Origin of the sequence: Jannaschia rubra (assembly GCF_001403735.1) — a bacterium.
GTDB lineage: Bacteria > Pseudomonadota > Alphaproteobacteria > Rhodobacterales > Rhodobacteraceae > Jannaschia > Jannaschia rubra.
The window spans coordinates 99,967-114,158 of the sequence record NZ_CXPG01000011.1 but is presented as its reverse complement, the minus strand read 5'-3'; the positions used below and the strand labels follow the sequence as shown (position 1 = coordinate 114,158).

Annotated in this window: 15 protein-coding genes; 10 read left to right on the top strand and 5 right to left on the bottom strand. The window is 68.1% G+C overall.

Annotated features, from left to right (window positions below; all coding sequences use genetic code 11):
* Positions 1 to 1,161: a M20 aminoacylase family protein gene (locus tag JAN5088_RS02765; protein WP_055681286.1), complete on the top strand. Its 1,161-nt coding sequence runs from the start codon at positions 1 to 3 to the stop codon at positions 1,159 to 1,161.
* A 14-nt stretch (positions 1,162 to 1,175) separates the two neighbouring features.
* On the opposite strand, the gene JAN5088_RS02760 is transcribed toward JAN5088_RS02765, so the two are convergent.
* On the bottom strand, positions 1,176 to 1,640 hold the full coding sequence (locus JAN5088_RS02760; RefSeq protein ID WP_055681285.1) for a hypothetical protein: 465 nt from the start codon (positions 1,638 to 1,640) through the stop codon (positions 1,176 to 1,178).
* Between the two features lie 105 nt (positions 1,641 to 1,745).
* Between JAN5088_RS02760 and moaA the strand changes: the two genes are divergently transcribed.
* Together moaA and JAN5088_RS02750 are read left to right on the top strand one after the other, a co-directional pair.
* Positions 1,746 to 2,759 carry a GTP 3',8-cyclase MoaA gene (moaA, locus tag JAN5088_RS02755; RefSeq protein WP_055681284.1) on the top strand — a complete coding sequence of 338 codons (1,014 nt, stop codon included), beginning with the start codon at positions 1,746 to 1,748 and terminating at the stop codon, positions 2,757 to 2,759.
* A 22-nt stretch (positions 2,760 to 2,781) separates the two neighbouring features.
* Positions 2,782 to 3,246, top strand: a complete 465-nt coding sequence (locus JAN5088_RS02750; RefSeq protein WP_055681283.1) for a SixA phosphatase family protein — start codon at positions 2,782 to 2,784, stop codon at positions 3,244 to 3,246.
* A gap of 3 nt (positions 3,247 to 3,249) precedes the next feature.
* On the opposite strand, the gene JAN5088_RS02745 is transcribed toward JAN5088_RS02750, so the two are convergent.
* The gene (locus tag JAN5088_RS02745) at positions 3,250 to 3,711 is read right to left on the bottom strand and encodes an Lrp/AsnC family transcriptional regulator (RefSeq protein WP_055681282.1); all 462 of its coding nucleotides are present in this window, start codon (positions 3,709 to 3,711) and stop codon (positions 3,250 to 3,252) included.
* Between the two features lie 138 nt (positions 3,712 to 3,849).
* Here JAN5088_RS02745 and cysG point away from each other — a divergent pair, with 138 nt between their 5' ends.
* Genes cysG through JAN5088_RS02715 form a run of 6 tightly spaced genes read left to right on the top strand, consistent with a single transcriptional unit; the run spans position 3,850 to position 9,238 of the window.
* The gene (gene cysG / locus JAN5088_RS02740; protein ID WP_055681281.1) at positions 3,850 to 5,232 is read left to right on the top strand and encodes a siroheme synthase CysG; all 1,383 of its coding nucleotides are present in this window, start codon (positions 3,850 to 3,852) and stop codon (positions 5,230 to 5,232) included.
* Entirely contained in the window at positions 5,229 to 5,522 is a 294-nt protein-coding gene (locus tag JAN5088_RS02735; RefSeq protein ID WP_055681280.1) for a DUF2849 domain-containing protein, read from the top strand. The genes cysG and JAN5088_RS02735 overlap by 4 nt, the downstream gene beginning before the upstream one ends.
* A gap of 1 nt (position 5,523) precedes the next feature.
* Positions 5,524 to 7,173 (top strand): nitrite/sulfite reductase, encoded by a 1,650-nt coding sequence (locus JAN5088_RS02730; RefSeq protein WP_055681279.1) that lies wholly within the window; start codon positions 5,524 to 5,526, stop codon positions 7,171 to 7,173.
* Entirely contained in the window at positions 7,163 to 7,897 is a 735-nt protein-coding gene (locus JAN5088_RS02725; protein ID WP_055681278.1) for a phosphoadenylyl-sulfate reductase, read from the top strand. The genes JAN5088_RS02730 and JAN5088_RS02725 overlap by 11 nt, the downstream gene beginning before the upstream one ends.
* A gap of 3 nt (positions 7,898 to 7,900) precedes the next feature.
* The gene (locus JAN5088_RS02720; RefSeq protein WP_082429784.1) at positions 7,901 to 8,338 is read left to right on the top strand and encodes a DUF934 domain-containing protein; all 438 of its coding nucleotides are present in this window, start codon (positions 7,901 to 7,903) and stop codon (positions 8,336 to 8,338) included.
* A 60-nt stretch (positions 8,339 to 8,398) separates the two neighbouring features.
* Positions 8,399 to 9,238: a ferredoxin--NADP reductase gene (locus tag JAN5088_RS02715; RefSeq protein WP_233489702.1), complete on the top strand. Its 840-nt coding sequence runs from the start codon at positions 8,399 to 8,401 to the stop codon at positions 9,236 to 9,238.
* Between the two features lie 73 nt (positions 9,239 to 9,311).
* On the opposite strand, the gene JAN5088_RS19035 is transcribed toward JAN5088_RS02715, so the two are convergent.
* A complete protein-coding gene (locus tag JAN5088_RS19035) occupies positions 9,312 to 10,004 on the bottom strand; it encodes a hypothetical protein (protein ID WP_055681276.1) in 693 nt (230 codons plus the stop codon).
* Between the two features lie 181 nt (positions 10,005 to 10,185).
* Here JAN5088_RS19035 and infC point away from each other — a divergent pair, with 181 nt between their 5' ends.
* Complete coding sequence (gene infC / locus JAN5088_RS02705) at positions 10,186 to 10,731, top strand: translation initiation factor IF-3 (protein WP_074962630.1); 546 nt, start codon at positions 10,186 to 10,188, stop codon at positions 10,729 to 10,731.
* A gap of 273 nt (positions 10,732 to 11,004) precedes the next feature.
* Here the strand turns inward: infC and JAN5088_RS02700 are convergent, their stop codons facing one another.
* Positions 11,005 to 11,799, bottom strand: a complete 795-nt coding sequence (locus JAN5088_RS02700) for an FAD binding domain-containing protein (protein ID WP_055681274.1) — start codon at positions 11,797 to 11,799, stop codon at positions 11,005 to 11,007.
* A complete protein-coding gene (locus JAN5088_RS02695; RefSeq protein ID WP_055681273.1) occupies positions 11,800 to 14,175 on the bottom strand; it encodes a xanthine dehydrogenase family protein molybdopterin-binding subunit in 2,376 nt (791 codons plus the stop codon).
* Positions 14,176 to 14,192: the final 17 nt, after the last annotated feature.

Below are 14,192 nucleotides of genomic sequence, written 5' to 3'. Positions count from 1 at the left end.
ATGCCCGTCAAGAACCGCTTTGCCGAACTGCTGCCCGAGATCACCGAGTGGCGCCGCGACCTGCACGAGAACCCCGAGATCCTGTTCGACACCCACCGCACCAGCAAGGTCGTGGCCGACCGCCTGCGCGACTTCGGCTGCGACGAGGTGGTCGAGGGGATCGGCCGCACCGGCGTGGTCGGCGTCATCCGCGGCAAGACCGACGGCGGCCGCGTCATCGGCCTGCGCGCCGACATGGACGCGCTGCCGATCCACGAGCAGACGGGCAAGGAATACGCCAGCAAGACGGCCGGCGCGATGCACGCCTGCGGCCACGACGGCCATACCGCCATGCTGCTCGGCGCTGCGAAATACCTCGCCGAGACGCGCAACTTCGACGGCACCGTGGTGGTGATCTTCCAGCCCGCCGAGGAAGGCGGCGGCGGCGGCAAGGAGATGTGCGACGACGGCCTGATGGACCGCTGGAACATCCAGGAGGTCTACGGCATGCACAACTGGCCCGGGCGCCCGGTCGGCAGCTTCGCGATCCGCCCCGGCGCCTTCTTTGCGGCCACCGACCAGTTCGACATCACGCTGGAGGGGCGCGGCGGCCATGCCGCCAAGCCCCATGAGGTCGTGGATACCGGCGTCATGGCCGCGCATCTGATCACCGCACTGCAAACCATCGTGTCGCGCAACGCCGACCCCGTGGACCAGATCGTCGTGTCGGTCACGTCGATGGAATCGTCGTCCAAGGCGTTCAACGTGATCCCGCAGCGCGTGCACCTGAAAGGCACGGTCCGCACCATGTCCACCGCCATGCGCGACCTGGCGGAGCGGCGGATCAGGGAAATCAGCGACGGCATCTGCGGCACCTTCGGCGGTGCGGCCGAAGTCGCCTATCACCGCGGCTATCCGGTCATGGTGAACCACGAGGAACAGACCGACTTCGCCGCCGAAGTCGCGCGCGAGGTGTCTGGCGACTGCGAGACGGCGCCCCTGGTCATGGGGGGCGAGGATTTCGCCTTCATGCTGGAGGAACGGCCCGGCGCCTATATCCTGGTCGGCAACGGCGACACGGCCGCCGTGCACCATCCGGAATACGATTTCACCGACGAAGCCATTCCCGCCGGATGTTCCTGGTGGGCCGGCATCGTGGAGCGACGGATGCCCGCCGCCTGAACCCGCGCGGCGGCTTACCCCGTGCGCGCCAGCGTGACGGGGTGCAGCCCGGCAAGCGGCAGGCCCAGGGCCTGCAACGCCGAGAGCGAGATCTGCGCCCCCCCGTCCGACCCGAGGGGGCGGAGCGTCACCGCGATGGCATCGCCCGCGCCCGTCCGCACCGTGCCGGGCGTGTCCTGCGTCACCAGCGACGTCTTGACCCACAGCCCCGGATCGGTCGGGCTGCCCAGTGCGACCGTCGCCTGCCCCAGTTCGCCGCCTGCCGGCGCGCTGGCGGCGGCCTGTCGCGCGGCGGCCTTCTCGGCTTCCGACACGGTGTCGAGCGCCGCGGCCGAGGTCGATGGCCCCTGCAGCACCGGGCGCGGCGCGGGCGCCGTCGTCTGGCCGGAGGGCCGCGAGGCCGTCGCGCCCCCGCCCCCCGAGGACAGTTCGGCGCAGGCCCCGAGGACGAAGGGCAGGATCAATACGGATCGGAACATGGCGGAGGACTCCTGGGTCGGGCACGCTTCGCGTCATCCTAGCGCCGGGGCCGCGACTGTCAGCCCCACTTGTGACCCGGCGACACAGGGCGTAGCTATCCGCCCATGACCCATGCCCTTCCCGACCGTCTTGTGGACCCGTTCGAGCGCAGCATCGACTACCTCCGGGTGTCGGTCACGGACCGCTGCGACTTCCGTTGCACCTATTGCATGTCGGAACACATGACCTTCCTGCCCAAGAAGGAGCTTCTGACGCTGGAGGAGCTGGACCGCCTGTGCTCGACCTTCGTGCGGCTCGGCGTCCGCAAGCTGCGCGTCACGGGGGGGGAGCCTCTGGTCCGCAAGGGGATCATGACGTTCTTCGACGGCATGTCGCGCCATCTGGGCGACGGTCTGGACGAGTTGACCCTGACCACCAACGGCAGCCAGCTCGAACGCTTCGCGCAGCCCCTTTGGGACGCGGGCGTGCGGCGTATCAACGTGTCGCTCGACACGCTCGATGTGGACAAGTTCAAGGCGATCACCCGCTGGGGATCGCTCGACAAGGTCCTGCGCGGGATCGCGGCGGCAAAGGCCGTGGGCATGCGCGTCAAGGTCAACACGGTGGCGCTCCGGAACTTCAACGATGTGGAGCTGTTCGACCTGCTGTCCTGGTGCGCCGCCGAAGGGCTGGACCTGACCTTCATCGAGGTCATGCCCATGGGTGACATGGGCGAGGTGCAGCGGCTGGATCAATACTGGCCGCTCAAGGATCTGCGCGCGCAACTGGCCGAACGCTTCACCCTGAGCGAACTGAGCTATCGCAGCGGCGGCCCCGCCCGGTATTTCGAGGTGGGAGAGACCGGCCAGCGCATCGGCTTCATCACGCCGCTCACGCACAACTTCTGCGAATCCTGCAACCGCGTGCGCGTCACCTGCACTGGGGAACTCTACATGTGCCTCGGGCAGGAGGACATGGCCGACCTGCGCGCGCCCCTGCGCGGCAGTGAATCCGACGCGCCGCTGGAAGACGCCATCCGCCGCGCCATCGCCCGCAAGCCCAAGGGGCACGACTTCGATTATTCCCGCCAGGAAGTCGCCGGGCAGATGTCCCGCCACATGAGTCATACCGGCGGATGACGGCAGCTACGGACGGCGCGCCATGAAACTGATCTTGATGCGCCACGCGAAGTCCGACTGGTCCACGCCCTCGCAGGGCGATCACGACCGCGCGCTGAACGCCCACGGGCAGGCCGATGCCCCCAAGGTGGGCAAATGGCTGCGCGACAGGGGCCACGTTCCGACGGCGATCCTGTGCTCCAGCGCCAAGCGCACGCGCGAGACGCTGGCCCGGATGCGGCTTCGGGGGGTGGAGCCCACGTATCTGCCCGCGCTCTACAACGCGCCGTCCGAGACGATTCTGGCGCTGGTGCAGGACCGAACCGACGACTGCCTTCTGGTCGTCGGCCACAACCCCGGCATCGGAGACGCCGCAGGACAGGCCGTCGCCGACCCCCCGGCGCATGCCGACTTCGCGCGCTATCCGACCGGGGCCTGCACCATCATCGACCTGTCCGACGGGCTGCCCGGGCGCCTGATCGACTTCGCGGTGCCCGGCGACCTCTGACCCTCAGACCGGCAGGGCGACGGTCGACTTGATCTCCTCCATCGACAGGAGGGCGGTGACATTGAACACGCGCACTTCCGAAATCAGCGCTTGGTAGAACCGGTCGTAGGCGCGCGCGTTCTCGACCCGGACCTTGAGGATGTAGTCGATTTCTCCGGCCAGCCTGTGCGCCTCCTGCACCTCCGGCCGGGCCTTGAGCGCGGCGAGGAACCGCGCCTGCCAGTCCGCCTCATGCTCCGATGTGCGGATCAGGACGAAGAAGCATGCCTCCAGCCCGAGCGCCTCCGGATCGAGGATCACCGTCGTCGGTCCGATCACCCCGGCCTCCCGCATCTTGCGGATGCGATTCCAGACGGGTGTCTTGCTTGAGCCGACCTGACGGGCGATTTCATCCAGCGATTGCCCCGCGTCCGCCTGCAATGCGCGGAGGATGTTCCGGTCGAGATCGTCCAGCCGGACCGCCATTCGCTCACCCTCCGTCAGATGGGACACCGTTCCTCCCATGGCGGAGTAATCAGCGTGTTCGTCCTTGTTATGCCCCTCCCCCTGTCCGATTGCCAGAACATTGTTCTATATCTGGGGAACAGCCACCGGAGCCGCCCGATGAACCATTTTCCAGTTTTCCTGGCCCTCGAAGGGCGGCGCGTCCTTGTCGCGGGCGGGGGCGATGCGGCCGTGGCCAAGCTGCGCCTGCTGCTCAAGACGACGGCCCGCATCACCGTCGTGGCTCGCGACCCCGCGCCCGAGATCGCGGCCTGGGCCTCCGCCGGCAAGCTCACCCTGATCCGCCGTGCGCAGGAACCGGGCGACGCCCTCTGCTGCGTCATCGCCTATGGCGCGCATGAGGATGCGGCGCTCGACGCGCGGACGTTGCGGCTGGCCAGCGCCGACGGCGCGCTCGTCAACATCGTGGACAACCTGGAAGCGAGCCAGTTCATCACCCCCGCCATCGTCGACCGCGACCCCGTGGTCATCGCCATCGGCACCGAAGGCGCGGCGCCCGTGCTGGCCCGCCGGATCAAGGCCGAGATGGAGGAGCGCCTGCCCGCGCGGCTGGGCCTTCTGGCGCGCGTCGGCAAGACCTTCCGCAAGGCCGCCGACGTCCTGCCCATGGGCGCCGTGCGCCGCCGCTTCTGGGCCGACTACTACGACGAGGCCGGTCCGCGCGCGGCCGAAGGCGGCGAGACGGCCCTGCGCGCCGCGCTCCACACCCTGCTCGATACCCACGCCAGTGCCGATGCGCGTCCCGGCCACGTCGATCTGGTGGGAGCCGGCCCCGGCGACCCGGAGCTTCTGACCCTGCGCGCGCGCCGCGCCCTCGACCGCGCCGACGTGGTGATCCACGACCGCCTCGTCGCGCCCGAGATCCTGGAACTCGCCCGGCGCGAGGCGCTGATCGTCGATGCGGGCAAGGAGGGCTTCGGCCCTTCGACCGCGCAGGCCGACATCAACGCGCTGATGGTGGATCACGCCGCGCGCGGCCTGCATGTCGTGCGCCTGAAGGCGGGGGATCCCACCGTGTTCGGCCGGTTGGATGAGGAGATCGAGGCGTTGGACGCCGCCGGGCTGCACTGGTCCATCGTGCCCGGCATCACCGCCGCCAGCGCCGCGACCGCAACCATCGGGCAGAGCCTGACCAGGCGGCAGCGCAACGGGTCGGTCCGCTTCCTGACCGGCCACGACATGAAGGGTTTCGCCGATCAGGACTGGGCCGCGCTGGCCCGGCCGGGCGAGGTCGCCGCCATCTACATGGGCAAGCGCGCCGCGCGCTGGATGCAGGGGCGCCTGATGATGCACGGCTGCGCCCCCCACACCCCCGTCACGGTGGTCGAAAACGCCAGCCGCCCCGACCAGACCGTCCGCGCCGCCACGCTCGCCACCCTGCCCGACACGCTGTCGGACGTTACCGGCCCCGCCGTCCTGATGCTGGGCCTTGCGCCCCGCGCCGCGGCCCGGGCCCTGCCCGAACGGGAGATCGCGCTATGACCCGCCCCTTCACGCCCAAGGTCGTCACCGCCAACCTGCTGCGCGAGGGGGACGTCGTCTACCTGACCGCCTCCGACGAATGGGTGGGCGACCTGTCGCTCGCCGAGGTGCTGACCGACGAGGCCGACGCCGCCATCCGCCTCATCGACGGGTCGCGCCAGACCGACCGCGTCGTCGGCGCCTATCTGGCCGACGTGCGGCAAGGCTCGGGCGGCCCCGAACCCGTCCACTTCCGCGAGGCGTTCCGCGCCACCGGCCCCACCAACTATGCCCACGGCAAGAGGGTCTGAGATGTATCAGTACACCGATTTCGACCATGCCTTCCTTGCGACACGCAACGCCCAGTTCCGGGCGCAGGTCGCGCGTCGCCTCGACGGGTCGCTGACCGAGGACGAGTTCAAGCCGCTGCGCCTGATGAACGGCGTCTATCTGCAACTCCATGCCTACATGCTGCGCGTGGCGATCCCCTACGGCACCCTCGGCTCCGACCAGATGCGCGTCCTGGCCGACCTGGCCGAGCGGTGGGACAGGGGCTACGGCCATTTCACCACACGCCAGAACATCCAGTACAACTGGCCCCGGCTGGTCGACATTCCCGACATGCTGGACCGTCTGTCGGACGTGGGGCTGCATGCCATCCAGACCAGCGGCAACACCATCCGCAACGTGACCGCCGACCATTTCGCCGGCGCCGCCGCCGATGAGATCGCCGACCCCCGCCCCGTGGCCGAGCTTCTGCGCCAATGGTCCACCGACCATCCGGAGTTCCAGTTCCTGCCGCGCAAGTTCAAGATCGCCGTCACCGGCTCGCCCAACGACCGGGCCGTCACCCGCGCCCACGACATCGGGCTCGTGATGACCGAGCGCGACGGCGAGCGGGGGTTCGAGGTCATCGTCGGCGGGGGCCTCGGCCGCACGCCGATGATCGGCAAGACCGTGCGGGAGTTCCTGCCCCAGGCCGATCTGCTGCCCTATTGCGAGGCGATCGTGTCGGTCTACAACCAGCTTGGACGGCGCGACAACAAGTTCAAGGCCCGTCTCAAGATCACCGTGCACGAGCATGGCATCGACGAGATCCGCGCCCGGATCGAGGAGCGGTTCGCCCAGGTGAGGCCCCTGTTCAGCGGCGTCGATCAAGCGCTTCTGTCCGAACTGGAAGCGGCCTTCGCGCCCCCAGCCTTCCTCGACAACACGCCCGCGCCGATCCTCGACCCCCTGCTCCGCAGCTTCGTCGACACCAACGTCACGGCGCATCGGCGCGACGACCATGCCATCGTCACCATCTCGCTCAAGGCGCATGGCGCCACGCCGGGCGACGCAACGGCGGACCAGATGCGCCTGATGGCCGACCTGGCCGAGGCCCATGCCTACGGCGAGCTTCGCATCAGTCACGAACAGAACGTCATCCTGCCCCACGTCCGGCGCGAGGCGCTGCCCGACCTTCACGCCGCGTTGCGGGCGGCGGGGCTCGGCACGGCCAACATCGGGCTGGCCAGCGACATCATCGCCTGCCCCGGCATGGACTACTGCGCGCTGGCCACCGCACGCAGCATCCCCGTCGCGCAGGCCATCGCCACGCGCATCGACGCGCTCAAGATCGAGCATGAGGTGGGGCACCTGAAGATCAAGATCTCAGGCTGCATCAACGCCTGCGGCCATCACCACGTCGGCCATATCGGCATCCTCGGCCTCGACCGCGCGGGGGTCGAAAACTACCAGATCACGCTTGGCGGCGACCACACGCAGACCGCCGCCATCGGCGAACGCGCCGGGCCGGGTTTCGCCTACGATCAGGTCGTCCCCGCGATCGAGCGTCTGATCCTCGCCTATCTCGACCTGCGTCATTCGCCGGACGAGACCTTCATCGACACGTTCCGCCGACTTGGTCCCGCGCCCTTCAAGGCCGCGCTTTACGAGCAGGAGGCCCGCGATGCCGCTTGATACCCACGCCCTCGTCGCCGCCCGAGCGGCCAGCCTGAACGCCGCGCTGGCCGACGCCCCGTCCGAGACGATCCTCGACACCGCACTGCGGAACGCCGCCGTGGGCGACGTTGCCATGGTGTCGTCCTTCGGCGCTGAATCGGTTGTGCTGCTGCATCTGTTGTCGCAACTCGCGCCCGATACGCCGGTGCTGTTTCTGGAGACCGGGATGCTTTTTCCCGAAACCCTCGCCTATCAGCGCGAGGTGGCGGAAAAGCTCGGCCTGACGCGGGTGAAAGTCATCTGCCCCGACCCCACCGATCTGTTCCTGCACGACCCCGAAGGCGACCTGCACGGCCGCGACCCCGACACCTGCTGCGCCATCCGCAAGGCCAAGCCGCTGGAGCTGGCGCTGCAACCCTTCGACGGCTGGATCACCGGGCGCAAGCGTCACCAGACCGGCGACCGCGTGGCCATGCAGGTCTTCGAGGTCGAGGCGGGCAAGCTTCGCATCAACCCGTTGGCCGGCTGGACGCCGCGGGACATGGCCGACCACATGGCCCGCCACGACCTGCCCCGGCATCCGCTGGTGGCGCAGGGTTTCGCCTCGCTCGGCTGCGCGCCCTGCACCACCAGGGTGGCGCCGGGCGAGGACCCGCGCGCCGGTCGCTGGCGCGGCCGCGAAAAGACGGAATGCGGCATCCACTTCGCAGGGGGGCGCGTCTGGCCCGCCGGAAAGGTCTGATCCATGCCCATCGTGACCGATGCGGGCTTCGGCCCCGACACGCTGAACGCCCGGTTCGCCCCGGCCGACGACCTGCCGGATACCGGCCCCTTTGCCGTCGATCTGCCGCCGGACGCCGATCTCGCGCGCCTTCTTCCGCGCCTCGGCGACGCAACGGCGATCCGCGTGGCATTTCCCGCCTTTGCCGACGGGCGCGGCTTCACCATCGCGCGGGAGTTGCGGCGCGCAGGCTATGCCGGACGTCTGCGGGCATACGGCCACGTCATCGCGGACCAGTATGCGATGGCCCGGCGCGCGGGCTTCGATGAGGTCGAGATCGACGACGACCTCGCCGCCCGGCAGCCGGAGACACAGTGGCAGGCCCGCGCCGACTGGCGCGCGCACGACTATCAGGCGCGTCTTGGCCGGGGCGCGGACGCTCCGTCGCAGGCGCACCGCTAGAACATTCCCCCAATTCGACCTAGAGGTGCGGCGACCGCCGTAATCGGACACATGAACCAGATGACTTCTTCCGCCACAGCCCCCGTCCCCGCCACGCCGGTCCTGCCGGACGCGCAGACGGTGACATCCGTCACCCACTGGACAGACAGCCTGTTCAGCTTCCGCGTCACGCGCCCCGCCTCGCTGCGCTTCCGGTCGGGGGAATTCGTGATGATCGGCCTGATGGGCGACCCCGACCCCGTGACCGGCAGGCAGAAGCCCCTGCTGCGCGCCTATTCCATCGCCTCGCCCTCCTGGGACGATGAGCTGGAGTTCTATTCGATCAAGGTGCCGGACGGGCCGCTGACGTCGCGGCTTCAGCATATCCAGCCAGGCGACCAGGTCATCCTGCGCCCCAAGCCCGTGGGCACGCTGGTTCATGACGCGCTGCTGCCCGGCAACCGCCTGTGGTTCTTCGCCACCGGCACCGGCATCGCGCCCTTCGCCTCGCTCCTGCGCGACCCGGAGACCTATGAGGCCTACGACCGCGTGATCCTCACCCATACCTGCCGGGAGGTGGCCGATCTGGAATACGGCCGCCGCCTGATCGAGGAGATCCGCAACGACGAGATGCTGGGCGAACTGCTCGGTCCCGACAACCTGTCAAAGCTGACCTATTATCCCACCACCACGCGCGAGGCGTCGGCCAACATGGGCCGGATCACCGACCTTCTGCGCGACGGCACCGCCTTCCGCGATCTGGGCGTGACGTCCATCACGCCCGCGACGGACCGCGCGATGGTCTGCGGGTCGATGGGGCTCAACACCGAACTCAAGGACATTCTGGAAGGCTTCGAGCTGGAGGAAGGCTCCAATTCCGAGCCGAAGCACTACGTCGTGGAAAAGGCCTTCGTGGGCTGAACCGTCAACAGGCCGAAAGAAAAAGACCGCGCAGGCTGCCCTGCGCGGTCTTCAATGTCGCAAGGGCAGAACCTCACTCCAGGTTCATACGCTCCCTCACTTGGGCGATGACGGCCTCGACCATCTCGGGGCTGTTCCGTGCTTCCTCGATCGACGTCGTCAGCGTCGTCTTGGCCAGCGCGTTGAGGTCCGAGTCCTCGACATAGACGATCAGTGCGTCCGCATCGAACCCTTCGGGCGTCAGCAGCGTGGCCAGATCGGCGTCGGTCGTAGCCAAACCTGTGTCGGTGTCGCCGTCCTCGTCGATCGGAACGATCGGAACGGTCGTGGTCGTGGTCGTCGTGTCGGTATCGGAGCCGTCGGTCTCGGTGGCGTCCGTCTCGGTGGCGTCGATGTCCACGGCCGGCGTCTCGGTGACGTCCGTTTCGGTGGCGTCCGTCCCGGTTTCGGCGTCATCCGTTGCGGGGGCTTCGCCCTCGACCGGGGCGACGGGGACGAGATCGACGTCGGCTTCTTCCTCGACCGGAACTTCGGTCACGGCCGGCGCTTCGACTTCCGGCTCGACGACGACAGGCTCCTCGACGACGGGCTCCTCGATGACCGGCTCCTCGACGACGGGCTCCTCGATAACGGGCTCCTCGATGACGGGGGCCGTTTCGACGACGGGCTCCTCGACCTCGGGCGCAGTCATGTAGCCGTCGATGACGATCCAGGCGAGCACGGCCACGACCAATACGGCCAGACCGACGATGACATTGCGGGACATTCAAAACCTCCTTGTGATGTTTCGTTGACTTACAGACGTGAACTATAGGGCGCCGATAGACAATGGCACAGCGCGGGTTGCAGGCCGTATTCGGCCACGCGCTGCCGTTCCGGTCTTGAAGCCGCGAGGCGCCGGAGTTACCTTGTCGCCCTGAAATCAACGATCCGGAAGGACCACGACCATCGCCCGCAGACCCCATAACGCGCCACCGCAGCGCGACACCGGCCCCCGCGTCAACGACCGTATCCGCGCCGTCGAAATCCGTCTGATCGGCGCCGAAGGCGAAAACGTCGGCGTCGTCAGCCCCGCCCGCGCCCGCCAGATGGCGGAAGACGCCGGGCTCGACTTGGTGGAGATCAGCCCGAACGCGACCCCGCCTGTCTGCAAGATCATGGATTTCGGCAAGTTCAAGTACGAGACCCAGAAGAAAGAATCCGAGGCGCGCAAGAAGCAGAAGATCATCGAGGTGAAGGAGGTGAAGTTCCGCCCCAACACCGATACGCATGATTACGACGTCAAGATGCGCAATGTCTTCAAGTTTCTGGAAAGCGGCGACAAGGTGAAGGTCACCCTGCGTTTCCGCGGCCGCGAGATGGCGCACCAGAACCTGGGCCGTGAACTGCTGGAACGGGTGGCAGAGGACACCAAGGAAATCGGCAAGGTCGAGAACTTCCCCAAGATGGAAGGTCGCCAGATGGTCATGATGATCGGCCCGACGCAGCGCTGAGCGCCTCGTGACCCGATGAATGCACGGAAACCCCGGCCTTGCGCCGGGGTTTCGCATTTCCGGGCCGCGGCGTCACATGGGGGAATCGGCCGGCCGGCCCGAACCGGCGCTGCCGGTCACGGACGCCAGGAACCGCAGGCCGTCCGCGCCGTCCAGCCGATCGGGCATTCGCTGGCGGAACCCGGCGCATCGCTGCGCCGTGACCCGCCGAAGCACATCCGAACGCATGCGCAAGGCCACCTTTGCGGGCTCTTGCGCTGCCCTGGTTCTTTCCTAGACGGCGCCTTTTACCGCGCGGGCCGTCATCACCTTGACCAGATGCGCGCGATAGGCGCCGTCGCCGTGCAGGTCGGAAATCATTCCCTCCGCACCCGGCGCCGCCAGCCCCGCCACCACATCCGCGGACCAGTCGTCCGACAACGCCTGCTCGGCCTCGGACCAACGGAACACGCCGTCCGACGACGCGCCCGTCACGGCGACGCGGACGCCATCGGCGAACTTCGCCACGAAGACGGCGACCAATGGGAAACGTGACGCGGGCTGGATGAACTTCTCGTAGGCGGCCTTCTCGGGCACCGGAAACCGCACCTCGGTGATGATCTCCCCTTCCTCCAGCGCGGTGGTGAACATGCCCTGAAAGAAGTCATCCGCCCCGATGTCGCGCGTATTGGTGACGATGGTGGCGTTCGACGCCAGCGCCGCCGCCGGATAGCAGGCCGAAGGGTCGTTGTTGGCCAGGCTCCCGCCGATGGTCCCCCGGCTGCGGACTGCCGGATCGCCGATCCGCCCGGCCAGTGAGGCGAGTGCCGGATAGCTTTTTGCATATTCCCGCGCGACGGTGGCGTGGGACGTGCCGCCGCCGATGCAGATGCGGCCGTCGTCGTCGGTGCAGACACCCCGGATCGCGTCGATGCCGGACAGGGCGACCAGCCGGTCCATCTGCGCCAGCCGCGCCTTCATCGTGGGTATCAGCGTCTGTCCCCCGCCCAGCGCCTGCGCGTCGCCTTCGGCCAGCATCGCCGCCGCCTCGTCGATCGTCGCGGGCTTCAGAAGTTCGAAATCATACATTCACTTGTCTCCCCGACCCTGCATCGCCGCCCAGACCTTACCGGAGGTCAGCGGCATGTCGATATGCGCCACGTCGTGCCCGCCCGAGGCCAGCGCGTCCAGCACCGCGTTCACGACCGACGGCGGCGAGCCGATGGCCCCCGCCTCGCCGCATCCCTTCACGCCCAATGGGTTATGGGTGCAGGGCGTGCGGCAGGAATGGTCTACCTGGAACATCGGAAAATCATGAGCGCGCGGCATGGTGTAGTCCATGTAGCTGGCCGACAGAAGCTGCCCCTCGGCGTCATAGGCGCAGTTTTCCAGCAGAGCCTGCCCGATGCCCTGCGCGATGCCGCCGTGTACCTGGCCCTCGACGATCATCGGGTTGACGACGTTGCCGAAATCGTCGGCCGCGGCAAAGGCCAGAACGTCCACCTTGCCCGTCTCCGGGTCCACCTCCACCTCGCAGGCATAGGCGCCCGAGGGATAGGTGAAGTTGTTGGGGTCGTAGAAGGCCGTCTCCTCCAGCCCCGGCTCTATATCCTCCAGCGGATAGTTGTGCGGCACATAGGCGGCCAGCGTGACGTCGCCCCAGGCCACCGACTTGTCGGTGCCCATCACGGTGAACTTGCCGTCCTTCAACTCGATGTCGTCCTCGCCCGCCTCCATCAGATGCGCGGCGATCTTTCGGGCCTTGGCGATGATCTTCTCGGTCGCGCGCACCATCGCGCTGCCGCCCACGGCCAGACTGCGCGAGCCATAGGTGCCCATGCCCATCGGCGTGTTGGCCGTGTCGCCATGCACGATCTCGACCTGATCCTCGTTGATGCCGATCATGTCGGCCACCACCTGCGCGAAGGACGTCTCGTGACCCTGCCCGTGGCTGTGGCTGCCGGTCATCACCACCAGCCCCCCGGTCGCATTGACGCGGACCGTGGCGCTTTCATAGAGCCCCGCGCGCGCGCCGAGTTGCCCCACCAGCTTGGACGGCGCGATCCCGCAGGCCTCGATATAGCAGTTGATGCCAAGCCCGCGCAGCTTGCCCCGCGCCTCGCTCTCGGCCCGGCGGGCGGGAAAGCCGTCGCGGTCGATCATCTCCAGCAGGCAGTCCATGGTCGCATCGTAGTCGCCCGTGTCGTATTCCACCGCCACCGGCGTCTGGTACGGAAACTCCCGGATGAAGTTCCGGCGCCGCAACTCCACTGGGTCGACGCCCAGCTCCCGCGCCGCCTTGTCGATCACCCGCTCCAGCTGGAACGTCGCCTCGGGCCGGCCCGCGCCGCGATAGGCGTCGACCGGCACCGTGTTGGTGAATACCGCCTTGACGTTCACATAGACCAGCGGCGTGCGATAGTTCCCCGCCATCAGCGTCCCGTGCAGCCAGGTCGGCACCGAGGGCGCGAAGGTGGACAGATAGGCACCCATGTTCGCCAGGGTCTGCGTGCGGACGGCGGTGAAGTTGTGGTCCGCGTCCAGCGCCAGTTCGATCCGCGTGACGTGGTCGCGGCCATGCGCGTCGGACATGAAGGCCTCCGACCGCGACGACGTCCATTTGACCGGACGTTCCAGCGCGCGAGCAGCGAAGGTGCAGAAGGCTTCCTCCGCATAGTGGAAGATCTTGGTGCCGAAACCGCCTCCCACGTCCGGCGCCACCACCCGCAGCTTGTGCTCCGGGATGCCCAGCACGAAGGCCCCCATCAGCAGGCGGATGACATGGGGGTTCTGCGACGTGGTATAGAGCGTGCTCGACCCGTCGTGGCGCGCATAGTCGCCCACGGCCACGCGCGGCTCCATCGGGTTGGCGACCAGCCGGTTGTTCACCAGGTCCAGCGTCGTGACATGCGCCGCCTCGGCGATGGCACGGTCCACGGCCTCCCGGTTCTCCTCGACGAAGCCCCAGTCGTAGCACAGGTTGTCGGGCAGGTCGTCGTGGACCCTGGGCGCGCCTTCGGCCAGCGCGGCCTTCATGTCGATGACGGCCGGCAGGTCTTCGATCTCCACCACGATGGCCTCGGCCGCGTCGCGCGCCTGCGCCCGCGTCTCGGCCACCACGGCCGCGATCGGGTCACCCACGTGACGCACCTTGCCTTCGGCCAGGATCGGGTGCTTGGGCTCGCGCATCACCTCGCCGTCGCGCGACGTGATCTGCCAGCCGCAGGGGATGCCGCCAACGCCCTCGAAATCCTTGGAGGTGAAGATGCGCACGACCCCCTCCACCCCTTCGGCGGCCGAAGTGTCGATGGACGCGATCCGCCCATGCGCCACGTCGGACCGCAGGAACACCACATGCGCCTGCCCCGCCACGTCGATGTCGTCGGTGTAACGCCCCTTTCCGGTCAGGAAGCGTACGTCCTCCCGCCGCGGTGTGCTGGCGCCGATTCCGGTGTCCTTGGGCATGTGTCCATCCTCCCTCT